Annotated in this window: 19 protein-coding genes and 1 pseudogene; 10 read left to right on the forward strand and 10 right to left on the reverse strand. The window is 46.9% G+C overall.

Annotated elements, in window-relative coordinates:
• The first annotated feature begins 6 nt into the window (after positions 1 to 6).
• Positions 7 to 330, forward strand: a complete 324-nt coding sequence (locus tag HQN90_RS09565) for a YciI family protein (protein ID WP_246362208.1) — start codon at positions 7 to 9, stop codon at positions 328 to 330.
• Between the two features lie 20 nt (positions 331 to 350).
• Positions 351 to 1,571, forward strand: coding sequence for an RNA polymerase sigma factor (locus HQN90_RS09570; RefSeq protein ID WP_246362183.1), 1,221 nt, complete (start codon positions 351 to 353; stop codon positions 1,569 to 1,571).
• A 67-nt stretch (positions 1,572 to 1,638) separates the two neighbouring features.
• Here HQN90_RS09570 and HQN90_RS09575 read toward each other — a convergent pair whose 3' ends face one another.
• From HQN90_RS09575 to HQN90_RS09585, 3 genes are all read right to left on the reverse strand, one after another.
• The gene (locus tag HQN90_RS09575; protein WP_173217609.1) at positions 1,639 to 2,682 is read right to left on the reverse strand and encodes an LLM class flavin-dependent oxidoreductase; all 1,044 of its coding nucleotides are present in this window, start codon (positions 2,680 to 2,682) and stop codon (positions 1,639 to 1,641) included.
• 187 nt (positions 2,683 to 2,869) lie between these two features.
• Positions 2,870 to 3,547 (reverse strand): ABC transporter ATP-binding protein, encoded by a 678-nt coding sequence (locus HQN90_RS09580; RefSeq protein WP_173217611.1) that lies wholly within the window; start codon positions 3,545 to 3,547, stop codon positions 2,870 to 2,872.
• Positions 3,544 to 4,668, reverse strand: coding sequence for an ABC transporter permease (locus HQN90_RS09585; RefSeq protein WP_173217613.1), 1,125 nt, complete (start codon positions 4,666 to 4,668; stop codon positions 3,544 to 3,546). The genes HQN90_RS09580 and HQN90_RS09585 overlap by 4 nt, the downstream gene beginning before the upstream one ends.
• Positions 4,669 to 4,839: 171 nt before the next feature.
• On the opposite strand from HQN90_RS09585, the gene HQN90_RS09590 reads away from it, so the two are divergent.
• The 4 genes from HQN90_RS09590 to HQN90_RS09605 all read left to right on the forward strand — a co-directional run bounded on the left by HQN90_RS09590 (position 4,840) and on the right by HQN90_RS09605 (position 9,908).
• Positions 4,840 to 6,342, forward strand: a complete 1,503-nt coding sequence (locus HQN90_RS09590; RefSeq protein WP_173217869.1) for a spore germination protein — start codon at positions 4,840 to 4,842, stop codon at positions 6,340 to 6,342.
• Positions 6,320 to 7,408 carry a GerAB/ArcD/ProY family transporter gene (locus tag HQN90_RS09595; protein WP_246362184.1) on the forward strand — a complete coding sequence of 363 codons (1,089 nt, stop codon included), beginning with the start codon at positions 6,320 to 6,322 and terminating at the stop codon, positions 7,406 to 7,408. The genes HQN90_RS09590 and HQN90_RS09595 overlap by 23 nt, the downstream gene beginning before the upstream one ends.
• A gap of 5 nt (positions 7,409 to 7,413) precedes the next feature.
• The gene (locus tag HQN90_RS09600) at positions 7,414 to 8,529 is read left to right on the forward strand and encodes a Ger(x)C family spore germination protein (RefSeq protein WP_173217615.1); all 1,116 of its coding nucleotides are present in this window, start codon (positions 7,414 to 7,416) and stop codon (positions 8,527 to 8,529) included.
• Between the two features lie 215 nt (positions 8,530 to 8,744).
• On the forward strand, positions 8,745 to 9,908 hold the full coding sequence (locus HQN90_RS09605; protein WP_173217617.1) for a DUF4317 domain-containing protein: 1,164 nt from the start codon (positions 8,745 to 8,747) through the stop codon (positions 9,906 to 9,908).
• Positions 9,909 to 9,993: 85 nt separating this feature from the next.
• Here the strand turns inward: HQN90_RS09605 and HQN90_RS09610 are convergent, their stop codons facing one another.
• Complete coding sequence (locus HQN90_RS09610) at positions 9,994 to 10,857, reverse strand: AraC family transcriptional regulator (RefSeq protein ID WP_246362185.1); 864 nt, start codon at positions 10,855 to 10,857, stop codon at positions 9,994 to 9,996.
• 106 nt (positions 10,858 to 10,963) lie between these two features.
• Between HQN90_RS09610 and HQN90_RS09615 the strand changes: the two genes are divergently transcribed.
• Positions 10,964 to 13,024 carry a beta-galactosidase gene (locus HQN90_RS09615; protein ID WP_173217619.1) on the forward strand — a complete coding sequence of 687 codons (2,061 nt, stop codon included), beginning with the start codon at positions 10,964 to 10,966 and terminating at the stop codon, positions 13,022 to 13,024.
• Between the two features lie 126 nt (positions 13,025 to 13,150).
• On the opposite strand, the gene HQN90_RS09620 is transcribed toward HQN90_RS09615, so the two are convergent.
• Positions 13,151 to 15,457: an FAD-dependent oxidoreductase gene (locus HQN90_RS09620; protein WP_173217621.1), complete on the reverse strand. Its 2,307-nt coding sequence runs from the start codon at positions 15,455 to 15,457 to the stop codon at positions 13,151 to 13,153.
• Between the two features lie 130 nt (positions 15,458 to 15,587).
• Between HQN90_RS09620 and HQN90_RS09625 the strand changes: the two genes are divergently transcribed.
• Positions 15,588 to 16,577 carry a LacI family DNA-binding transcriptional regulator gene (locus tag HQN90_RS09625; protein WP_173217623.1) on the forward strand — a complete coding sequence of 330 codons (990 nt, stop codon included), beginning with the start codon at positions 15,588 to 15,590 and terminating at the stop codon, positions 16,575 to 16,577.
• Between the two features lie 246 nt (positions 16,578 to 16,823).
• Here HQN90_RS09625 and HQN90_RS09630 read toward each other — a convergent pair whose 3' ends face one another.
• The 3 genes from HQN90_RS09630 to HQN90_RS09640 form a co-directional block, all read right to left on the reverse strand.
• Positions 16,824 to 18,560, reverse strand: coding sequence for an Imm51 family immunity protein (locus HQN90_RS09630; protein WP_173217625.1), 1,737 nt, complete (start codon positions 18,558 to 18,560; stop codon positions 16,824 to 16,826).
• A gap of 124 nt (positions 18,561 to 18,684) precedes the next feature.
• On the reverse strand, positions 18,685 to 19,098 hold the full coding sequence (locus HQN90_RS09635) for a cupin domain-containing protein (RefSeq protein WP_173217627.1): 414 nt from the start codon (positions 19,096 to 19,098) through the stop codon (positions 18,685 to 18,687).
• Between the two features lie 49 nt (positions 19,099 to 19,147).
• Entirely contained in the window at positions 19,148 to 19,984 is an 837-nt protein-coding gene (locus tag HQN90_RS09640) for an SDR family NAD(P)-dependent oxidoreductase (RefSeq protein ID WP_173217629.1), read from the reverse strand.
• Between the two features lie 175 nt (positions 19,985 to 20,159).
• On the opposite strand from HQN90_RS09640, the gene HQN90_RS09645 reads away from it, so the two are divergent.
• Positions 20,160 to 20,705, forward strand: coding sequence for a TetR/AcrR family transcriptional regulator (locus tag HQN90_RS09645; protein ID WP_173217631.1), 546 nt, complete (start codon positions 20,160 to 20,162; stop codon positions 20,703 to 20,705).
• Positions 20,706 to 20,740: 35 nt separating this feature from the next.
• Here HQN90_RS09645 and HQN90_RS09650 read toward each other — a convergent pair.
• Positions 20,741 to 21,984, reverse strand: a pseudogene (locus HQN90_RS09650) (DJ-1/PfpI family protein); the annotation flags it as partial.
• A 102-nt stretch (positions 21,985 to 22,086) separates the two neighbouring features.
• Positions 22,087 to 22,929: a helix-turn-helix transcriptional regulator gene (locus tag HQN90_RS09655; protein ID WP_173217633.1), complete on the reverse strand. Its 843-nt coding sequence runs from the start codon at positions 22,927 to 22,929 to the stop codon at positions 22,087 to 22,089.
• A 148-nt stretch (positions 22,930 to 23,077) separates the two neighbouring features.
• Between HQN90_RS09655 and HQN90_RS09660 the strand changes: the two genes are divergently transcribed.
• Entirely contained in the window at positions 23,078 to 24,460 is a 1,383-nt protein-coding gene (locus tag HQN90_RS09660; protein ID WP_246362187.1) for an MFS transporter, read from the forward strand.
• The last annotated feature ends 3 nt before the right edge of the window (positions 24,461 to 24,463 follow it).

Genomic DNA, 24,463 nt, shown 5'->3' on the forward strand with positions numbered 1-24,463 from the left:
TTGCTAATGTATGAATCGACAGAGGATTTCGCCAAACGAATCGATCCGATTCACAAGGAGGCATATGTCGGAAGCTGGACCCATTATGTCACAGCAATGATTGATTCCGGCATTGTGGTAAGCACCGCAGGTCTCCAGTCCCCGGAGACGGGAACCACACTCAGCCGTAAGGGCGGCGAATTGCGGGTTCAGGATGGCCCGATCACCGAAACCAAGGAGCAAATTGGTGGTTTGGCCATCATCGATGTGCCAGATTTAGACACCGCCTTGGAATGGGCGGCACGTTGTCCTGGCAGCTCGGTTGAAGTCCGCCTTAACTTGTATCAATGAGCGACATGAATGCTCACCAAATGATTGAACAGACGGCCCGTGATTCCTACGGCCGTCTGGTTGCTTTTCTGGCTGTACGCTGGCGTGACCCGGCTGCAGCGGAGGATGCGCTTGCCGACGCTTTCCTGGCTGCGCTGAAAGCATGGCCTGCGACTGGAGTGCCGGAGCATCCCGAGACCTGGCTGCTTACTGTTGCGCAGCGTCGACTGATCGATGGAACCCGGCATGCCCGAGTGCATGCCGGTGCGGAGCAGGCTTTGATCGCAATGGCGAACAATATGCAGCAATTGGCAGGACTCGAAGCGTCATTTCCGGATGAACGGCTCAAGATGCTGTTTATTTGCGCCCATCCCGAAATCGACCCTGCCGTGCGCACGCCGCTTATGCTCCAGTCCGTGCTTGGTCTCGACGCGGCCCGCATCGCTTCGGCTTTTGTTGTCAAACCTGCTACGATGGGACAGCGCCTTACCCGGGCTAAAGCGAAGCTGAAGAGCGATGGCATCAGATTCGACTTGCCCGGCAAGGACGAATGGCCGGAGCGCCTTGATGCCGTGCTTGAAGCTATCTATGCAGCCTATGGAAGCGGCTGGGATGACATAGCCGGCGTAGATCCGCGCCGGAAGGGTCTGACCGAAGAAGCAATTTACCTGGGAAGGCTGATCGTGCGATTCATCCCAGGGGAACCGGAAGCGCTGGGCTTGCTGGCTCTTATGCTGCACTGCGAAGCGCGCCGCCAGGCGCGGCGCGATGAGGTAGGCGGCTATGTACCCATATCCGAGCAAGATCATTCACGTTGGTCGATCGAGATGATCGAGGAAGCGGAGCATTGCCTTCGCACTGCCGCTCAAGGGAACCGCATCGGTCGGTTCCAGCTTGAGGCGGCGATTCAATCCGTGCATGCGCAGCGTGCCTGGACTGGCTGTACGGAATGGGAAGAGATCGCGCTGCTGTATGAGGGACTTGTGGGCATTGCTCCAACGATCGGCACAATCGTCGGCCGTGCGGCAGCCGTTGCCGAAGCGCGCGGCGCCGAAACTGGGATGGCACTGTTGGATGAATTACCAGCAGAAGCGGTTAAGAGCTATCAGCCTTATTGGGCGCTGAGCGCCCATTTGTTCAAAAGGATGAAGAGGTTCGAGGAGGCCCGTGCCTCATATAGCCGGGCCATCGGACTGTGCATGGATCCTTCTATTCGAGCGTTTCTGGAGAAGCAGTTCGCGAATATTAGTTGTTTCTTTTGAAAGATTTGTTCAGTCTATCCTGAAAATAATCTGTGGTGCCCCTGATCGCTAGGGTCAGTAATACACATCATTTCTGGATTGCCTTTCGCACAGCTGGAGCGATCTCTGTTGCCAATCTTTCAATATTCTCCGCTACTTTTTTAAATGGCATCCCGCCCATATCCATTTGGGCCATAAATCGCTGATGTCCAAATAACTCGTATTGACGCAAAATTTTTTCAATAATCTGCTGGGAACTTCCAACAAACAAGGCAGTCTCTTCTCCAGACAGCCGTTCAAAATCCGCCCTTGAAATATCATTTTCCCAATAACTAATATGATAGGGATAGAATTCCTCTCTCGCCTTCTGAGTTGTTTCAGCAATATAGACATGCCCGGTTACTCCAACCTTCAAATCTGCCGGAGCATGGCCAGCTTCATAGGCAGACTGCCGATATCTATCTACAAGCGGCTTGAACCGAATCGGATCGCCATCAAACACCACTAGCGCAAGTCCAGTTCCAAATCTGCCGGCCCTTGCAGCACTTTCTAGACTTTCTTGAACGCCGATCCATAAGGGGATATTTTTCTGAAGAGGTCGCGGCGAAATTTCAGCGTCCAGGAATTCGGAGCGAAAGCGCCCCGTCCAGGTAACCCTTTCATGAGCACTCAGCTCTCGAAATAAATGGATATTTTCTTCGAACAAATCATCGCAATTGTCCAAATTATAGCCAAATAGAGGGAAAGACTCTATATAGGCTCCACGCCCCGCCATGATTTCGGCGCGTCCATTGGATAAAAGATCAAGTGTCGCAAAATCCTCGAATAGACGTACAGGGTCTACCGTATTGAATATAGTTGCAGCACTGGTCAATTTAATTCGTTTGGTAACTTGCGAAATTGAAGACAAGACCATCTGCGGCGATGATACTGCATAGTCCAGACGATGATGTTCGCCAACGCCAAAAACGTCCAGCCCTGCTTCATCTGCCATTTTCGCCGCTTGTATGATTTCGTTCAGCCGCTGTCTTGCACTGATACGTATCCCCGTATATGGATCTGATCTTAAATCTGCTAATGTATATATCCCAAATTCCATGCCTGAATGATCGATCTCAGGCTCTACCTTCATAATTATTTCCTCCTAACACCCCAGTTAACGACCAAGAATGATCAAATATTTATTAATCCGCCATAACCTTCATCAAAGATGCTGATCTTACATAATATTCTGTTTTTCCAAATGGTTACAGTGTAAGCATACTTAATCTAATTAAAGAGCCCCCAAACCACGTTTAAGGTGAATTTGGAGGCTTGCCTTATTTTTTGATAAGTTTTCCATTCTCTAGGAAAAGTACTCGATCACAAAGTGCCAGCACTCGGTCATCATGCGTAACCATAACCGCACTCTTTCGCTGATCCTTTACTTGTTTCGCGATCATGCTTACTACATCGTGACCTCGAGATGCATCTAAGCTTGCAGTCGGTTCATCGGCGAACAGGACAGCCGGGTCATTCATTAAGGCTCTTGCGATAGCGACCCGCTGACGTTCCCCCCCTGAAAGCTTCTCAGGATATGCCGTTCGACGATGAAGCAATCCCATCTTATCGAGTAACTCTTTTGCTCGTGTGGCTGCCTTCTCCTTGTCCATTCCGGCAAGTTTGGCTACTACCATCAGTTGTTCGTCCACTTTCAAGTATGGAATTAAGTTGGCGCTTTGAAAAATAAATCCAATTTTTCGAAGTCGCATTTCAGAAAGTTCTTGTTTGTTTTTACCAATGATCGATTCTCCATCGAGTAGAACATCCCCGCTCGTTGGTTCAAGAAGTGCTCCTGCAATGGACAGAAATGTACTCTTACCTGAGCCAGAAGGTCCCATTACTGCGACCAGTTCACCTTCGGCCACCTCAAGATTTAGCTTATCCAAAATCGTTCTTTCGATACCGCCATCCTCAAAAGTCCGTGTAATCTCCTGTAATACAAGTCTGTTTCTCATGCTGCAGTCCTCCCAATCGCATCCAAAGCGTCAATTTTGGCGACCTTCCACACCGAAAATAGCGAACCGGCCAGAGACATGGCTACAAAGGACAAGCAAGTAAGTGCCAAGGTGGAGAAACCTAATTGAAATGGCATCGAACTTGGCAATACGGACTCAAACAATTGTACCAGCAGGACGCTAATGACCAAACTGCCGACCGATAAGAGCAAAACCTGCATCGTCACACTCCTAGCTAAATAGGCAGTACGTGTACCGATGGCTTTCAAAATACCAAATTGACTGGTTTTCTGGATCGTAATGACATAAAAGAATACCGCCAGGACAAAGGCAGAAATAACAAACAAAAATACAATCATCATCATAAGAGAGCCTTGCTCTTCTTTGTAACCAGGAATTGCTGATACTGCCTCAGACTTCGTTATAACTTCTGTATTGGGCAGCGCGGCCTGAAGATCCTTAGCTTTTTCGTTCGAGTCTTTAATGGCAATCGCATTGTAAACTTGACGATCTGCTGATTTCGTTCCTTGACGGGTAAGTGTCTGCGCCTGGAGATTAAGCCAGTCTTGTTTATTAAGAAAAACAGCCGGTGTATGACTGAATGACTCATTCTTCACAAATCCGTTTACAGTCCATTTTGTTCCTGAAGCTTGATCGACAATGATAGTGCCTATTTTGACTCCAGAAGCAGACAGCTTTTGATCAACGAGAACATGCCCGCTTATCTGATCTGAGAGGGATGAACCTTCTGTTACTGTTGGCGCTAGCCAGCCATCGAGATTGACCGCGAGCAGGGTAACATCAATCTTCTCCGTACCATCAGATGGAATAATCGTTGTCATTTTTACGCCAAGCGGTTCTGCATTCTCTTTTCCTACGATTAATCCAGCCTTTTCAAGCTGATTCTGATCGACCTGAGACCTAGTGAAGCGGTGATTAGAATCCTGTTCCAAGACAAAATGAGTTGCAGCCATATTCTTAACAGAAGCCGCGTTATCATAGGCAAGCCCCTGTGCAAGACCAGTGACAAACAGAACAAGAAATGAAACAAGCACCATAATTGTAGCGATTAACGTATACCGGGCCTTAGCAAACCTCATTTCTCGAATAGCTAAATACATGTCGTTTCCCTCCTTCGTAATATCTGAAGTATAGAAAGCGAAAATGAACGGCAAATGAACAGCATGTTACAAGTGAATCGATGTTGGATAATGTTGATTATACTGGGTAAATTAATGAAAATTGGTTTGAGTGTGGGTGGAGCAGGGATGAGGAATCTTTTAAGAAAACTGATTTCGAAGGGTAGGGAAGAAAAAAGACCATTCATGGAAGCGGAAGTTTTCCCTTCTTTACCCCAAAATATGGCATATATTCAAAACCAGTTGTTCCATTCGAGTGATCTGAAGTGGCGAAGCATTAGGTTTAATCAATTGGAGGGTCTGATCATCTTTTTGGAATCACTCTCTGACCAACAGAGAATTCAAAAAGAAATTCTTAAGCCCATAGAAGAAAAAAAAGAAGGAACCGTAGATGAACTGGTTACTTCGATGGAGATTACGAAAAAAACGGATCTCAATGAGGTATCTCAGGCCTTAGTTCAGGGGAATTGCGTGTTGTTTTTCGAAGGCATCGCAGAAGCTTTTATTTTCGATGTATCAGCAGTTAATAAACGGAGTATATCAGAGCCGGTGAACGAAGCTGTCGTTCGCGGCGCACATGATGGTTTTATAGAAAACCTCATCACGAATCTTTATTTGGTTCGTAAACGCGTTGAAAATACGAACCTAGTCGTTCGTTATTACAAGGTCGGAAAGGCAACCAAAACAAAATTAGCTCTGCTTTATATGCAGGATCTGGCGAATCAGGATCTGGTTCAAGAAGTGGATCACAGACTCGGTTCTATTACGATGGACACCGTGATCGCACCTGGATTCATAGCGGAATGGATTGAAGATAACTCTTTTTCTCTCTTTCCACAAATCTTATTTACGGAAAGACCGGATCGGGTGGTAGCCCATCTCATGGAAGGCCGTGTTGTTATTTTATCGGATGGAGATCCGTCCGCACTCATTTTGCCGGTGACTTTTTTTGCCTTTTATCAAAGCCCGGATGATTATCACAACAGGTGGATTGTCGGATCGTTCATTCGATTGATTCGACTGGTGAGCTTCATCATTGCATCTCTAGGACCTGCTTTATATATTGCGATTATTGGCTTCCATCCGGAAATTCTTCCTTCAAATATGATATATACCGTAAAAAGCAGTATTGATAGAGTACCATTTCCACCTATCGTGGAGGCTCTTTTTATGCAGATTGCTTTAGAAGTACTGCGTGAAGCAGCGATTCGGTTGCCGAGCCGAGTCGGTCAAACCGTAAGTATTGTTGGCGGCTTGGTCATCGGTGATTCTGTCGTGCGGGCCGGATTAGTTTCCTATCCCATGGTCATTGTTGTTGCCTTAACTGCTATTGCGTCGTTTGTGGCCCCGTCAAGCGAAATAAGTACGGCCACTCGCATTCTGGGCTTCCCGCTCATGATCTTGGCCGCGATGTTCGGTTTAATTGGTATCACGTTTGGCCTTCTTTTCATCTTAATCCACTTATGTAAATTAGAAAGCTTTGGTACAGCCTATTTTGCGCCTGTTATGCCGCTTCGAATCAAAGATATGAAGGATGCACTAACACGCTTTCCAATCTGGAGCTTGAATCAGCGCCCTCATGACCCGCATCCAAAAAAGTTAAATCAAGTACAAAATCCAAGGGGGTGGGAACATGATGATTCCGGAAAAGAGTAGAATTACTCAAGGACAGCTCATGTTTTTTGTCATCCAGTCACAAGTCGGGGTCGGAATTTTATCTCTTCCTCATAAGATGCAGGCTATAGCCAAGGGAGGCGGGTGGATTTCAACATTAATCGCCGGGTTGGCCGTACAAGTGATTATATTGATTCTATGGGCTCTTTGCAGACGGTTTCCTTCCGATACGATATTCAGCTTCTTACCGAAAATCGCTGGCAAACTTATTGGAAATCTGCTTGGCCTTGTTTATATTGGCTATTTTCTGTTTTCGGCGGGAAAGGTTTTAACCTTATTTGCCGATGTCATAGGAAAATGGGTTCTCCAAAGTACGCCAAGATGGGCATTATTAATTCTCACCCTCCTCACCTGTATATATTTGGTTAAGGAAAATATTCGAGTGATAGCCAGACTGTTTGTCATTTCTTCGTTGACGATCATTGTAATGGTACTCCTATCCTTGATGGGTTATGTCAATATGAATATCGACTATATATTTCCCATAATGGAATCTGGATGGGGGAAAATCTTCGAAGCTGCGAACGAAGCGTTGTTTCCTTTAATCGGGTATGAAGTGATATTGGTGATCTATCCTTTTGTAGAAGGGACAAGCGTCGAGAAATTAAAGGCAGCATCTTTGGGGAATCTGGTGATTACCCTTTTTTACTCATTTGAGGTGTTTACTAGTTTAGTCATTTTCAGCCCGTCGGTCATGCCCGCGATTGCGGAACCTCTGCTCTATATGCTGAAAGGATTTTCTTTCCAGCTCATTCAACGAATCGATTTAATCTTTCTATCATTATGGGTTTTTATTGCTAGTACGGCTATTGTCTCTTGGTTATATATGGCAACAACTGGATTGGGTCGTCTCTTTCACGGGGGAGAACATAAAAAGGCAGTCCCCTATGCCGCGCTCATTATCTTTATTCTGGCTATGATTGCTCAGGATCCATCGATCACCGACTTTTTCGATCGAATCATTAAGATTTCTCATTATATCCTAGTGATTGGGCTTCCTTTGATCCTGCTCATCTTCTCGTATTTGACAAGAACAAGGAGAGTGTAAGTCGGATGAAAAAGTGTTTCTTTTCAATCGCGATTATTTTTATTCTCTTATGGATGACCGGGTGTTGGGATCAAGATCTTTTAAAAAATGCTCGGTTGCTTTATGGAACAGGGTTCGATCTCGCACCGGATGGAAAGCTTCTCTCCACCTTTGTCATACGGGACATGACTGGAATCGAACAACAGAGTCCTAAAAACGACATTATTTATACGGATAGCAATACGACACTGGAAGGCCGTGATAAAATAGATGATAAGATATCCCGGTTTCTTCGAGCTTACAGAAATCGGATCATTCTTATTGGAGAGGAACAAGCCAAGCAAGATATTTATCCGATTCTTGATAATATTTACCGCGATCCCAAGAGCGCTTTAAATGCGAGGATCGGAGTAGCACAAGGGAAGGCGTCAGACTTACTTTCCCTTAAAAAAGTAGGGAATGTCTTAATTGAAGAAGAAATTGATGAATTGATTAAGAGCAAAGAACTGACGACAAGCGTTCCCAAAGTGACCATAGAAACGATTTATCCTGTGATAAAGGACTCTGGAGAAGACTTTGTTCTTCCATACCTCATCGAAAATGGGAAACGAGTGGACGTTTCGCAAAGCGCCATGTTTCATAAGCGTCAATTCACAGGGATACTGAATTCGGATGAATCTACCATGTATTTATTGATGAAAGACGACATGGGGAAAGTGGCGAGATTCACCCGAAAAATAAGTAAAGGTCAGCAGAATGGTTATGATTTTTTAACATTTAATGTAAATAAATCGAAACGAAAAATGAAAATACAGGCTCAATCAGGCGATCAAATTACGGTTATGCTGGATTTGAAATGGAAGGTGGGTATTGTAGAATATCCGAAAAGCCACTTAGATGATAAAGAAGTGGTTGCTCAATTAAATCAGATACTTTCTAAAGAGATGAATCTTTTGATAGACGAAACGATAAAAAAAATGCAAACTGCCCGCTGTGATGGACTAGGTATCGGCAGAAAACTCCGGGCGTTCCATCCCGAAATTTGGAAGAAACAAAAGGAAGACTGGGGGAGCAACTATCAAAAGGTACATTTTGTTCCTAATATTCAGGTAGAAATTACGAAGAAAGGGATAGTAAACTAAGCTTACTTTTCAAGTGCATGCAATACTTTTCGGAATTAGTGAGGATAGATTTTCAAAATTGTTGAGAAATCTATGATAATGCATTAACATACAGGAAGTAGTTTATCCAAGTGTTCAAAAGTAGATTCATTCTAAGTTTGGAACGGAAATAAAGGGAAGTAACGGTGGAAGCCTTTCTCATAGCCATTTTACTTCATAGGAGCGTTTAAAGGAACATGATGAAGAAAGAACTCGCACATATTCGCAAGCAGCTTAAGCTGGATCACGAAAAGCTTGAAGTTTTCAACATTCTTAACGTGTATATCATGAAGGAAAGCAACGAGATCTATCATTGGGAGCGTCAGTCATTTTCCCTATTGGACAGGGAGAAGCAGGAACTATATATGGCTAATTTCAAAAAACTGCTGACCGGCGAATTAGATCAGAAGATGTTCGAGTTAAAGTTTCAGGAGGATGCAGAGTCGCCTTCACAGGTGCTTCTTCATCAAGGTATCGTGACCGGTAATCCGGAAGAATGGCAAGACCTGATGCTCTTGTTGGTGGAGAAAATGTTGGCGGATACCAAATATGAACGGGATACGGTCATTACTTTCATCCACGGACAATATTTGAAGCCGACCAAGATCAGGAATGAAGAAGCTGAAGTGAGTGAAAAGGACGAGATGTTCGCGAATCCGTTCATTCTATGCAGTGTGAATTCCACGGAAGAACAGCGGAAAACCCTCATGTTTGATTACGTCGAGCGGGAATTCAAGTATAATTTCTTCGTAGATCCGATCATTAAGTTGAACTCGCCGGAGCAAGGTTTTTTCTACCCAAGTGTGACGGACAACTATTCCGACATGAATCGCATTCTGTATTGCACGGGCAAAGCCAATGAACCGAATTGGCATTTCATCGAGCAAGTTTTGAATGCCGAGAAGACCGTGACGGCGCAAGAAGAGAGAGTCATTTTTGAGGAAATCGTGAAAGAAGTGGCGGGAGATCAGCTTGACGCTTCAACGATCGCTCACGTGTACGAGGAAATTCATCGGGTCATTGAGACTAATGAGGAGGAAGAACCTCCGAAGTTGGACTATAAAGATGTGGAACGCATGCTAACCGTGAGCGGCGTGGAGAACGTGACGCTAGAAAAGGTGGAACGAGCGTTTCAAACGGTTGTCGACAACAAAAACTATGAACTCAAAGCAAGCAGCGTTCTTCCGAAGTTCAATTCGAAATCGATTAAGATTGATACGAAGATCGCCACGATTTCAGTCAGTCCGCAAGATTTAAAGTACGTGAAACAGGTGAATTATCAAGGAAAACGATGTATCTTGATCGAGGTCGACGAAGACGTCGTGATCGAAGGATTTACCCTCAGTACGGAGACGTTGTAGTGTAGGGAGAAATGTTGAGTGTTGCAGGGGGTTACACGCAAAGGGACCGTCAGGATGTTTATCCTGACGGTTTTTCGGGGTTGACTTACTTGTATTGTTTCATAAATTGTTTAGGCGTTTGGCCATAGGTTCGTTTAAAAATACGGATAAAATAACTGGTCTCCATGCCCAGTTGGTGGGCTACTTTTTCAATCGTGATAGCAGGATTATCCTGAAAGAGTTGGATGGAGCGGCGCATCCGGATTTGCTGAATATATTGCTGGGGAGAAATACCATAACTGCCTACGAACAGCCGGTGAAAATGTTGAATGGAGTAACCGACGGCTCTAGCCAAGTTGGACAAATGCAAGTGTTCGTTATAGTGAGCATGTATGAGTTTGACTGCCTTTTGTAGAGCGGCATTAGACTGCCCTGCTGGATTGACGTTTTGCTTTACCTCTTGGTCTGATTGTCCTTCAAGAACGGATAGAAGCATGTCATACATCCGTCGTGAAGCTGTCCAATAGCCGCATTCTCCGTTTAGGCTGATAAGCTGCCATAAGGATTCAAGCTTATCCCAAAGCTCATTAAACTGAGTTTCCGTTAAAGGAGTGGGCTTTTGAAAGCCCAGTTGCTCCAGCATGGGACTGGCAGCAGAGCCGCTAAATGCCACAAAGCCTAGTTCCCATTCATCCTCTCCTTGAACTGGGAAATATTCATGAGAAACACCGGCGGGAAGGATGAGCATGGTTCCTGGAGTCATCACCATATCGAGTCCATTCGCCATACGAAAAATTCCCCTGCCATTTCGGCATAAGAAAAGCTGATGAGCTGGGTAGCCTTCAGGTCTGAGAAGATGTTTTTGTTCATGGCTACCAAGACAATACACATAGAGAGGTAGTATGTTCTCAAGCGTTGCTAATTCAGCTAGAAGGAAGGGCATCATGTTGTCATCACCACCAATGTTCATATTGTACGATTTTCTATTTCGTCTGTTCTACTATTGTATGCAGAATTTGTCCTATAATCAAAATGAATAAGAGAATACGACGATATATAATTAGGAGAGAATGATAATGACACAGAAAATTCCACCTATAAGCGGTAAACTGCCTGTCTTGATGCACGGCGCTGATTATAATCCTGACCAATGGTTGCATGACCCACGGATTTTGGAAGAAGACATCCGGCTAATGAAGCTAGCAGGTTGCAATGTGATGGCAATTGGCATTTTTGCTTGGGCTGCACTGGAGCCGACAGAGGGGACCTTTACTTTTGAGTGGATGGACCGTCTTCTGGATACGTTTGAGGAGAATGGGATCTATGCTTGGCTGGCAACACCGAGCGGTGCACGCCCTGCCTGGATGTCGGAACGTTATCCGGAAGTTAGAAGAGTAGCGGCGAACCGTGTACGCAATTTGCATGGCCTCAGGCACAATCATTGCTTCACAAGCCCTGTATTTAGGGAGAAAACAGCGATTATAAATAAAAAACTTGCTGAACGTTATGGGGAGCATCCAGCGGTCATTGGGTGGCACATTTCCAATGAATTTGGCGGAGAATGCCATTGTGGGTATTGTCAGGACGCCTTCCGTACGTGGTTGCAAAAGAAATACAGTACTCTGGAAGCATTAAATTCGGCATGGTGGACCTCATTCTGGGCGCATGTCTATACGGATTGGAAACAAATCGAATCCCCAGCACCGCATGGTGAGAATATGGTACACGGACATAATCTGGATTGGCGCCGATTTGTAACGGATCAAACGGTCGATTTCTGTAAGCATGAGATCGATACGGTTAGGCGGGCGAATCCCGACCTTCCAGTTACGACGAACATGCATATGATCGAAGGCTTGGATTACCGCAAATTTGCCCCAATATTGGACGTCATTTCTTGGGATGCCTACCCAACTTGGCATGAACAGCAAGATGACAGTGGGCTGGGAGCTTCCGTTGCCTTCTATCATGATCTGTTCCGCTCGCTGAAGCAGAAACCTTTTCTGCTGATGGAAAGCACGCCAAGCCTGACGAATTGGCAGTCGGTGAGCAAGCTAAAGCAGCCGGGCATGCACAAATTGTCTTCCCTTCAAGCGGTAGCGCATGGTTCCGATTCCGTGCAATATTTTCAATGGCGTAAGAGCCAAGGCTCCAGTGAGAAATTCCACGGTGCGGTCGTTGACCATGCAGGACATGAACACACGCGTGTGTTCAAGGATGTAGCAGAGCTAGGACAGACGCTAGCTAATGTGTCTGAGGTGGCAGGCACAACTACGCCAGCGGAAACCGCTATTCTGTTCGATTGGGATAACCGTTGGGCGATCAAAAACTCCCAAGGTCCGCGCAATATGGGCATCCACTATGAGGAAACCGTTCTAGCACATCACCGCGCGTTCTGGGAGGAAGGCGTTCCAGTTGACATCATTGGCGCGGAAGATGATTTAACCAAATACAAGCTGATTGTTGCGCCTATGTTGTACTTGTGCCGTGAAGAAACGGGCCGCAAGCTCGAAAAGTTTGTAGAGCTGGGCGGAACGCTGGTAACGACGTATTGGTCCGGCGTTGTGAACGAGCATGACTTGTGCCATTTGGGTGGTTTCCCTGGTCCGCTTCGCAAAACGCTCGGCATTTGGGCCGAGGAAATTGAGGGTTTATATGATCATGACCGAAATGGTTTATTAATGTTGGCTAATAATCCACTCGGACTAACGGGAACTTTCGAGTCACATGAAATCTGTGAAATTATCCATTCGGAGGGTGCAGAAGTATTGGGTGTTTACACGGACAGCTTTTATGCAGGCATGCCCGCTCTCACAGTCAATCAATTGGGCGAAGGTCAAGCCTATCATATGGCGACGCGGCTCAAGCCGGATTTTCTCCAAGCGTTTTACAAAAAAATAATTGAACAAAAGGGAGTAGCGCGAGCAATGGATACCGTTCTCCCACATGGAGTAACGGCTCAAGTACGAACGGACGGTTTGACTGATTATATATTTATTATGAATTTTAGCGGGAAATCGAGCTGTGTTTCCCTTGATAACGCAAGCTACTCTCGCTTGGAATCGAATGAAACGGTAGAAGGTACCATCGAGTTGGCGGTTAACGGGATTGAGCTGTTAAAACGTCAGGCAAAATGAAACAGGTTCTGGCTGCATGCTTGGAAGCCAACATACAATTGCAAGAGCCTTATGCATCCCGAAGGGTGTGCATAAGGCTCTTTTTGCGAAGCGAGAAGCTGAAAGGCAGTGCGTTGAATTTAGTAATTAACGATAACAACGAATCTCATAAACAGCTGCAGATGAATCCCCATTTGTCGCCGTAACCGTCAACCGAAGGCGATCAGTCTGAACGGCTTGATCCAACGTATGTTTAACCAAACGTTGGTAGTTCCCTTCCACCTTAACGATGGTAACCCATTGTTCTTGAACATACGCCTCGATCGTGTAGTCTTTCGGACATTGAGGATCACGATAGAACGGCTCATAGCGATGATATTCTTGAAGCAAATGCCCTGGGAATGTGGCCTCAATCTCACGAATCGTTTGCGAATTCGTCCATTGCAATTGCACATATTGCGGCAGCGGCTGCGCTGGATCGGACATCCACATATTGGTGTATTGGTGTGGACGAGTTACACCGCTTGTGACATTGACCGCACCAAAGCTGTGTTGTGCCGGTGTAATGCGGTAACTGAGTGTGCCTCCATCATTCAAATAGCGGCGCATTTTTCCGCTGCCCATGTCGTATGCCGAAATGTGACCTGGGATAATTCGGTTAGCCGAATGCCATTCAACCGACGGATTAACACCTAGCTGGAGCTGAACGAAACGGCTGCCAACCGAAGGATCTTGCCAATTCAGCTGCCATTCCACCCAAACATGCTGTCCGACGGGAACCGTCAACGTCGTTTCGGCATACACAGCTTCCGTTTCTGTGCGATAATCCCAGATGTGATCGACCGGAATTATTTTGGCCGCCACCTGTTGAGGGCGATCCGTGTTGTTGCTCAGGCAGACAGAAATGGCTTCAATGCTGCCTCTCTCGATGGCAATCCATTGACCGCGCTTGAAGGTAAGCGGCTCAGCCAGTTGCTTTCTATTTTCTTGTTCATTTTTGGAACGGAAGCCGAGTGTGAAATCGCGGCTTTCTGGTCCGACGCCATGAATAGATGCGGTGCTGCTGGCGCTAATCGCGGCCTGCTTAGCAAGATCCGCAGCATCCTCATTCTTGTAGTTCGGAAGGAAGCATCCGTCGCGAAGCAGAGCTTGCTGCAAATTCACGATATGTTCGCCCGACATGTCGGACAGGCTCAGCTGGTTGCTCAGCGCGTAAGCAGCACCTGCGCCTGCTGCTTGCCCCATCAGGGCTGTCGTTGACATCACGCGGACAGTTCCGAGCGCGGCGTGGGTAACGCTGACGTTGCGTCCCGCCATCATTAGGTTGCTAATATCTTTGCTAACCATAATGCGGAATGGAATACCGTAGGGGCCGCAGTAGCTCTTTTGGGCATATTCGCTCGTTTCGTTGTAGCCTTCCGCACTAGCTGGCTCTGCGGTTGGAGCCAGGAGACCTCCGGGCGTGTGAAGATCGACAAACCAACCGCCATAAGCGATCTCGTCCTCGAATACCGTGCGTTTTTGAATGTCATGTTCAGTCATGAAGTAGCGGCCCATAATACGGCGGCTCTCCCGTTTACCTGGAACTTGACCGATCCAATCAAGCGCAAGATTGGCTGTTTGTTCCTTCAGAAGCGGATCGCGATTTTTCATCCAATCCCAAATGCCAAGGGTATGTCTGGTCAGCTCGTGACGAATGTTTTCATTATCGTAAACGGTGTTATAGGGGACACCGATCTCAATCCACCAAAAACCGGATTCCGTATCATAAAAAGTGCGTCCTTGCTTATAGAAATAGTCAGCATCTTCGTGATGGATCGCCCATTCAGGTGCTTTGAAAGGTACAGGGCGTCCCATATCTTTGGCGCGGAAATGGATGGAGTTGCCCATCGTATCGGAGCTGGCAGCAAGCGGAGCATGAGGCTCGTTGAACTCATCTCGCCCTTCGGAGCCCCAACGCCACTCGCAGCCGGCCATGTCAGCAACGATGCCGTCGCCGGTACAGTCGATGAATACTTTTCCGGTAATCTCAAGCTCAGTCTCCGCATTCGCAATAACGGCCTTAATGGAAGTGAGTTTACCGTCCGTCACTTGCGCGCTGTGGACAGAGGTATTCAAATGGAAACTCAGATTTGGCGTTTTTACAGCCATGTCGTACATAACCATATCCCAGACGCTGTTCGTCCAACCGTTTTCACGAATTTTTTCATGATTAACAGCACGTTCTTCAATCAGCAGCTCCGAAATAATGCCTGTTTCTCTGCCATAGGCATGAAAGGCAGCGGCGCCGTGAGGCGTTACTCGAATTTCAGAGGAGCTGTTGCCCCCAAAAACAGGTCTATCTTGAATAAGACACGTCTGGGCACCCTTTCTTGCAGATGCCACAGCGGCGCAAAAGCCGGCTAGTCCGCCACCGCAAACGACAACATCAAATGCTTGTTGAATAGTTTTCATGATCATAGCCTCCTGAGTATTTACTCGAGTAAATTAATTTCATGAGCACATTGTAACACTCCTTTTATTGCTTGCTAAGCATTTATTAAGTATAATTTACACGAGTAGAAAGTTCGGGGAGGATTATTGAATGGCGAGTCGTCAAGAAGTAGCGGAACGTGCTGGTGTCTCCGTTGCCGTCGTATCTTACGTGCTGAACGGCAAGACCAACGTTAAGAAGGAAACAAGCGAGAGAGTCCTCGCTGCTATGAAAGAATTGGGATATGAGCCGAATCTATTGGCTAGAAGTTTAAAAACAAAGAAAACGGGACAATTGGCTGTGCTGGTTAACTATCTCGGGAATCCGTTCGAGGCCGGGTTATTATTGCACATAGAATCCGCGGCGAGAGATGAAGGGTTTCTGGTATTTTTTCAGAGCTACACGGCGGATACGGAGGAGCAATTAATTTCAACGCTGCGCGGGCGGGTGGATGGTATTATCTTACTTGGACAGCAGCTGATGGCACAGACGTACGAGCGGCTTCTTGTCTGGGAAGTACCTCTACTATCTGTGACCCAAGGCCCGAAAGTCCAAGAGTGGGGAATTCCCTATATCGATATAGACTGGTCTGTTCTTTACAGGCAGGCTATTCAACATTTGAAGGACAAAGGGCATACAAGCATCGGTTATATGACGGATGCCGAATCGTCCTCTTACCATGTGAATAGACTGCAACTCTTTCGGGAGGCTATGCTGGCAGAGGGATTGGAGCTGCGAGAAGAGGCATTGCTAAGCGGGAGAGGGCGATTGGAAAATGCGTCTGAGGTCTTTGGCAAGTATGTGGAAGGCCAACCTGCGGGACTCTCTTTCAGCGCGATCATTTGCTCCAATGATTTGATGGCAGCAGGTATTCTTGATGTTTGCAAAAAGAAGGGAATTCAGATTCCGGAGCAATTAGCTATTCTCGGTTCAGAGGATATTTTGATGACTACGCATACTGAGCCTAAATTGACGGTCATTCATTACCCGCGGGACGAAGTGGGAAAACTTGCGATGAAAATGATGAAGGAGTTAATGGAGAAGCGGCAAGTGGCTTCGTGTACGATATCTGGACACCTACTGATCAGGGGCTCGAGTTAGAGCTCCTTCGGTTTGGGCGCAAGGCGGTTTTGTTTTCCAAAAAGATGGCATGTATTATTGGTTTTGTTGATTTAACCCATTTAAATAACACTTTAAAAGCGTTTATGGAACAACAGCGTTTGAATATATGGCTCAAAGTTGATCTTTATAGAAACCTACAAAAGAAATCAGCCGACGAGATTCGTCGGCGTATGATTCGTGATTCTTTACAATTTCAATCAGGATTACATTCCCCTTAACATGAGCTCAGTCCAACTCCGCGCGAGTGAATAGATCGTGAATAAGTACCTCATCCTCACAAGCAGATTTGAACGCCCTTGCAAACTGTTCTACAGCGGCTCCATGACTTGAGTAGGCACAGAACATATCTGCTTCCGGGTCAAAATGAATCGTGTCCGCGAGCTCCGGCATCCGCTCATTCAAGAACACCGCCGCCAGTGAAGCCCAATCGTAACCGTTGCCTTCGAAGCCCTCGTCCGCCCGGGTGCCGAATAGCTCGGTCAAATAGCTACCGACTGTCAGAATGACAGATTTGCCGCCATTTTTCTGTTTCACCAGGATAAAAGGGGCTATATCCTTCGTTTCTCCTGCAGCTTTCAATGCCTGTGCAGCTTCCGCTTCCGCTGAAAGCTTTGCTATCACTGCGCTGCGTGCCTCGCCCGTGAAACGGAGAACACCATTCTCCTGAACGATAAGGCCTTCCCCGATCCGCCCATCCAGCCAATCGCTGATGAAGCCGGGAGCGTACCCTCCTTGGCCGAATTCGCCGCCGAAAGCGATCATTTGATCATAGGTATCCAGATACTGCTGACGGCTGGTAGTCGGGTAAGCGTTGGTGTATAGCCAGAACTGCACATCGTACATGAGATGAGACCGCTCATCCGCATGAAATGAGAAATGGCCTTTTTCCTGGACGATCCGGGTACAGACGCTGCGTATTTTGGACTCCAGCCCTTCCAGCTCAGAGGCTTGACCGCAGAGTTCCGTGAGCAGGGGAGAAAATTTTCCTTCAGCCACTTTGTGCAGATCGTTCTCTTTATCTTCTTCGGAAGTGTCGTAATCCTCATCCTTCACCAGACCGCGGATGAACGTCTCGAAGTCCGGTGCCAAGAATGTTATCTCGTAATCATCTTCCTGATCGACATGGATGACTGCAGGTTCGCCGTCCTTCCCACAGTGACGGTAATCCAGCATCACGACATCGTGCCCTGCCGAAGGGCAGTCACAGATTACTACGCCGATATCCGGATATCCCCACTCCTCAATCATGAACGGACTGCCGAGATCACCGCAGATCGAGTAGCTTTTGTCGCGCCCGATCCCCATAATTCCCGTTATAGCAATATGATCCTCAGCCCAAGAGGTAGCTTCATCTGTCGGAAAGGAGGTATGATGGGGAACGCCCCCGTTCTGATGCTTCATCAGAGCGATATAGGCTGCCGGCAGCTTATAGCCCAGTTCTTCTTCTATAGAAGAAATCAGCTCATCCGTAGGCGGATCAGAGACATATTGTTCTCTGGCATAGTTACTGTCTTCCCAGAAACTGTCGAGATCCATACCTTCAAAAGGGATCGCTCCCGGGTCTTTCTGTTGCTTGCGGAGTCTGCGCTGGGATTCGGCCTTTTGTTGTTTTTGCCATTTGCTATGGCTCCAATCTAGCAATCTGGCTGAATGCTGATCGCCAGGATTCAGCTCCAGCGCGGTGCTTAGCACACCTGCCGCTTCCTCATACCGCTTCATATAGTAATAGGAATAGCCTACGCGAAAATACCACAATGGATCATGTTTTCCCTGCTCAGCAATGAAAGCAAACTGTTCCAGCGCTTTTTCATACAAACTCAGATTGTTATAAGCCCGACCCATGCTGCTGATCATGTCGTAATCCCTGTCCGCTGGAGGAATCTTCATCAGAGTGTCTACGATCTGCTGGTGTTCATTATCTTCATGCCACTGCATGATCTGTGCGTGTAGCTCTTGTTCCATCGTTGCCGTATGCCTCCCAAGTGTGGAAATAGGATTTTCTCTATTTTACCAGAGGGAAGGCTGGGAATGGAAATGATTACCGTTATTGCGAAGTCTGCCTCGAGCGCAGAAGAGAACGCACCATTTAATTTGCTGCATTTTCGTAGACTTCGTCTGAAACAGGTTCCAGCCATTCCGGCGTGCCTGCCGTGATTGCAATGTGTTCAAACCAACTGTCTTTTGCGGCGCCATGCCAGTGTTTTACACCATCATGAGTAACAATAACATCGCCAGCTTTTAGGAATTGAGCAGGTTTCCCTTCTTCTTGGTACCAACCTTCGCCACCCGTTACTAACAAAAATTGAAATCCATCACGATGGATATGCCAGTTATTTCGGCAGCCCGGTTCAAAGGTCACATTCCCGACACCAACACTCACTTTAGGATCAGCAATCAATGATTTGAGATAACTTTGACCCACAAAAAATTGTGCATAGGCTTCATTTTTTTCTCCCACTGGAAAAATAACACCATTTTTTACTTCTTCATGTTTTGCCATGTTGATTTCCTCCAATATTTTAAACGATTTATTTAACTATTTAGTATGCTTAATCGTATGAAAGAGACGTAGATAAGTCACGATAAGCATTAATCTGCTTCTGAAGGTCATTCAACTTTTGCTCGATAGCAGTTACTGCATCTTCACCGGCAACCCAGCGTACTGGAGGCTGCTTCTCACTAGCAATGGTCAGTAGAGCATTAGCAAGTTTGGAGGGATCACCAGCTTGTTTACCGTTCATCTTTTCCCAAGCGGTACGCGTTTCTGCTGTACGATTCGCATAGTCTTCAATGCTCAACTCAGCCCAATTGGTTGACTCCGGCTCCAACAATTCGGTTCGGAAGAAGCCTGGCTCCACGATCGTGGTGTGAATTCCGAATGGAGCAACGTCCAAATGGAGAGACTCCATCCAGCCCTCAAGCCCAAACTTTGAAGCGGAATAGGCAACGCAAAAGTCTTGACCAACGAAGCCAGCGAGCGAAGAAATTGAAATAATATGACCGGAACGAGCTTTGCGCATGACAGGGAGTACAGCTCGGGTGACATTCATTGGCCCAATGAGGTTGGTGTCGATCTGTTTTTGGATTTGTAGCGGTGTTAGCTCTTCAAAGAAACCTGCATAGAAGCTCGCTGCATTATTGACCAGAACATCAATTGTTCCGAAATGGTCAACGGCTGCTTTGACTGCTGCTTCAGACTCCTGAAGACTGGTAATGTCTAGTTTCACAACTAACAGATTGTCAGTATTGCCGATTGCATTAGTTACTTTATCCGTATTGCGACCAGTAGCGATTACTTTATGACCTGCTGCCAAGGCTGCTTTTGCAATATCAACCCCCATGCCGCGGCCTGCTCCTGTAATAAACCAAACTTTTTGTTTAAACATATTGTTATCCTCCTGTAGTCAAGAAAATACATAGAAGTGCGATATCGCTCATTTGTGTATAATATAATCTAGCTACTGGCTGTCTGCAATGATCAAACAAACTCGATTTGCGCCTTATTGCACAAGGCCATAAAATTTGTGCGATACTTCTAAGAAAAGCAGGGTGATTACTAAAGTGGCAATCGTAGATAGAAGAATTCTAAAGTCTCAAGAAGCAATTAAACATGCTTTTATTAACCTAATGTCAGAGAAAAATTTCGACGAAATCACGATGCAGGATATTTCTGACAGTGCGAATGTCGGTCGCAGAACCATCTATCATCATTATTTGGACAAATATGACCTGCTGGATAAACTAATTGAAGAACATATCCATGAACTTAGGAAATTATGCGAATTAGCATCAGATATGGATTTTATAAAAAGCAATTTACTTTGGTTCGAATATTTTGAAAGTCACTATTCATTTTTTTCGGCAATGTTATCGAGTAAAGGTGCACCTTTTTTTCGGAGTCGTTTCCTGAATTTCGTCATTGAGGAGCTAGAAAAAGAAGTGAATATAACGGAAGGAAATAATACAGGTTTAAGTAAAGAAGTCATTTTAAAATTCTTCGGTACGGCTTTAGTCGGGATTGTTGAGTCTTATTTTAAAAAAGAAATACTTGATTCACCTCAAAGCATAGCAGAACAAGTAGGCATTCTTTTAGACAGGAATCTATAGGAGTTGATATTGCTCTCTTTTAGGATAGAACAGCACTACCTCGATGCGCTAATATCAGCAGACGAGCCTTTTTTCCTACGGATGAAGCGCCGATCGATGACAAAAGCGATGAGCAAGGACAGGACACCGAGCATAACTGGTACGCCAAACGCTTCAAAAGAAAAGGAGCTCCCTTCCAGCTTCAAGTGATCAGTGGCGCGATATTCGAGCCGCTTGGCGGCAAATTTCGCCGTCTGGATATCCTCCTGCCCTGCCAAATCCTCGAATGCGGGATCCATTGCAAACCGATCCGCCGCGTCGTGGTGCAGGAACAGCAGTTTCGCGCTGCTGCCGCTGCTTTTCCATTGGTTGATGTCTATGGCTGCTGCAGACTCGGCGTCGGCACCGACGATAATCATCTTCGCCAGCTTCAGCACGTTTGTTATCTGATAACGCGCGACTAGGGTCAGGCCGTGCTTCGTTAAGATCGGTTCGTTCGCGCTGGAGACGGTCAACGTCGTCGTCGTACCGGAAGCGGCGTATGTATCGAATGCAGCGGACAAATCCAGTTCATCGGCGCCGTTATATAGCAGCACGCCCGCCTTTACTTTGTTCCATTGATAAGCGTTGTTCAGTACGTACGTAATATGGCTCAACCCAGCAACGAACGGTTTCATCTGGGGGGGTGTCACGTAATCGTATGAGGGATAGTTCATCTCTTTCGCCACTTTTTTCGCCGCGGCCTCGCCCAACTGCTGGGAGATGACGTATAGCGTAGCATCAATCCCGGATGTGAGACCGGCAGAAGATACGATCTTGCCTTGCGGAACGTAGCGCTGACCTTTCACCCACTGGATTTCCGGATATTTTTTAATGAGCCGGCTGATGTCTCCCCAGTGCGTTGCGGCCGATTTCCCATTCAGCAAGCCGCTATCCGCCAAGTTTCAGCCCCGTTGCAAATGGAGATCAATGTTGTCTTGGAGCCCGAGTGCTTCCGAATCCATTCACGGACTGGCGCATATTTTTTCTCATCCAAAATCGGCATAAACGGAATGACGATAATGTCCGGGCTTTTGCCGAGCATCGCATCCATTTCGTCAAACGAGTAATGCGGGACAACATCAAGTCCGCTGGTTAGTGATTTAATTCCGTGATCGGGGGCAACACCGTATACATTGTAAGCTTCAGTCATCGCAAACATCTTGTACGGGACGAGAAAATCGAACACTTCCGTCACTTCGTTCGCCAGCAGCACAGCCACTGTCGGTTTGTTTACGTCATAGTTCGGTACCTTCACATCTGGTTGAAGCTGAAAATCATACTGGTATCCGTATCCGTCAATATCTAACAATGGGTAACAGGAAAGATGCAGCCCGATCGATAAGATCGGGCTGCTTTTGTATCAATTATTCGATAGAAGCTTATTAAGCTTGGGAATTGTATCGTTCTCGTTAGCCGGTATATTAATCGTGACTGTAAGGTGGGGAGAATCAGATACTAGAAAAGATATTTGATCAAATATAAGGAGCCCGGCTGACGGATGATGATTCATTTTCTTTCCTTCAGGTCCATTCAGGACATCGTGCTGGGGCCACCATGCCCTGAATTCCGCGCTAACTTGATTCAAATCCCCAATGAGTTCTAGCCACCAAGGATCACCGGCGAATTTACCGTAGTTGGCGCGAAAATTAGCTAAACGATGCCGGGCATGCGTTTCCCAGTTTCCTTGAAGCAATTCGCGTACGTATTGCGAAGTGAACGTCCGCCAAACCGTATTTCGTTCGCGCCTCGACATAGCCCCATAATCCCCATAAATCAAATTTGCAGCCTTGTTCCATGCAACAATATTTAGTCGCTGATCGGTAACATAGGCGGGGCTCGTCCCTTGCAGCTCAAGGAAGTTCTGAAGTGTCAAACTAATGGTGTTTTCGGCTGGCGTCAGATCGGCCGGCTGCTGCTGGAGGGCTAGCAAAAATAAATGCTTGCGCTCATTCGAATCCAGCTGGAGAGCCCGGGCAATGTTTTCTAGCACTTGAGCCGATACCTGAATATTTCGCGCTTGCTCCAGCCATGTGTACCAGTCCACACTGACGCCTGAGAGCTGCGCAACTTCTCCGCGTCTAAGTCCCGGCGTGCGCCGACGGCCTTCATTAGGCAATCCAGCTTGCTCGGGTGAAATGCGTGCGCGACGTGTCCTCAAAAACTGCGCCAACTCATCAAGCCGCGTGTTGTTTGATCGTTCCATAAGTTGCTCTTACGCTCCTTTTCAGACTCATATCGTAGGAGGTTTACTCCTATGATAAACGCTCATCTTATTCTAGTATAAAATTCATTATACACTTGAGAGAGACGAAACGACGAATACTTCATATTGAAACGGAAGGAGACTTACTTTGGAAAAAACAATGCAAATACCGTCCAGCAGTATCGGCAAGCCTCCCAAAGGGATGTTGCTTCTCGGACTTTCGCTCGGATACTTTATGGTGCTCTTGGATATGACGGTGGTGAGCGTCGCGCTGCCTGCGATTCACACCGAGTTGGGTGGGGGAATATCGGGCCTTCAATGGGTGGTCAACGCCTATACGATCGTGTTTGCCGGTTTATTGCTATCTATGGGGGCCTTTGCTGACAAGCTTGGGGCCAAACGTGTCTATACAGGCGGTCTGGCCCTTTTTCTCGCAGCATCGGCCATTTCGGCAACGGCTTCGACATTAGGCGAGCTTATCGCCCTACGTGCGATACTCGGTATAGGAGGCTCAGCTCTAATGCCAGCCTCGCTCACCCTGCTTGCTCATGCCTACCCTGGAACGGTAGAACGTGCCCGGGCTCTTGGCATTTGGGCAGCGGTTACAGGAGCGGCGATGGCGGCAGGACCTGTTGTCGGCGGGCTATTGGTGGACTCGCTGGGTTGGCGCAGCATTTTCCTTCTCAACGTGCCGCTTGCAGGCATTAGCTTAATCATGACTTTCCTGTACGTCCGTGAAACGGAGCGTAAGTCGCCGAAAAGCTTTGACTTTGGGGGGCAAATCACGGCCGTTGTCGCCCTAGCTGCATTATCGTTTGGACTGATGGAGGGGGAGACGTACGGATGGAACTCTCCTGTTATTTTCGCGGCATTTCTTCTAGCTCTGTTGGGCGCTATCCTATTTTTGATTGTTGAAGCGAAAGGCAAGGCACCGTTGCTTCCGCTGCGGCTATTTAGGAATACGACGGTATCGGCCGGAATGCTGGCTGGGATGGCGATTAACATCGGCCTGTCGGGAATTCTATTTGTGCTGCCATTATTTTTTCAACAAATGCGCGGATTACCGGCCCACATCGTGGGACTCGTGTTCCTTCCAATGATGATTCCACTGGCCTTTAATCCAATTCTAACGGGTCGCCTTGTTGGCAGAATTGGAGCGCGGATACCGATGACTCTTGGCTTTAGCCTTAGTGCAGTAGGTACACTGCTGCAAGTCAAGACGGATGTGAACACGAGCTATGTTATTACGATGATTGGATTACTGCTGATCGGTTTCGGAGTGTCCTTTACGATTCCCTCGCTGATGGCAGCCGTAATCTCTTCCGTCCCGAAGGAACAGACCGGCGCAGTTTCAGGCGCTCTCAATTCAAGCCGCCAACTTGGCTCGACGTTGGGGGTTGCCATCCTCGGCTCGATTCTGAGCGGCAGCAAATCGTTTATTGACGGAATGCATATGTCGCATATCGTTACCTTTGTTATTTTGTTCGGCGGCAGTTTGCTATCATTCGCATTTATCGGTAGAAAAAAATAACGA

The organism is Paenibacillus alba, from assembly GCF_013204855.1.
GTDB lineage: Bacteria > Bacillota > Bacilli > Paenibacillales > NBRC-103111 > Paenibacillus_E > Paenibacillus_E alba.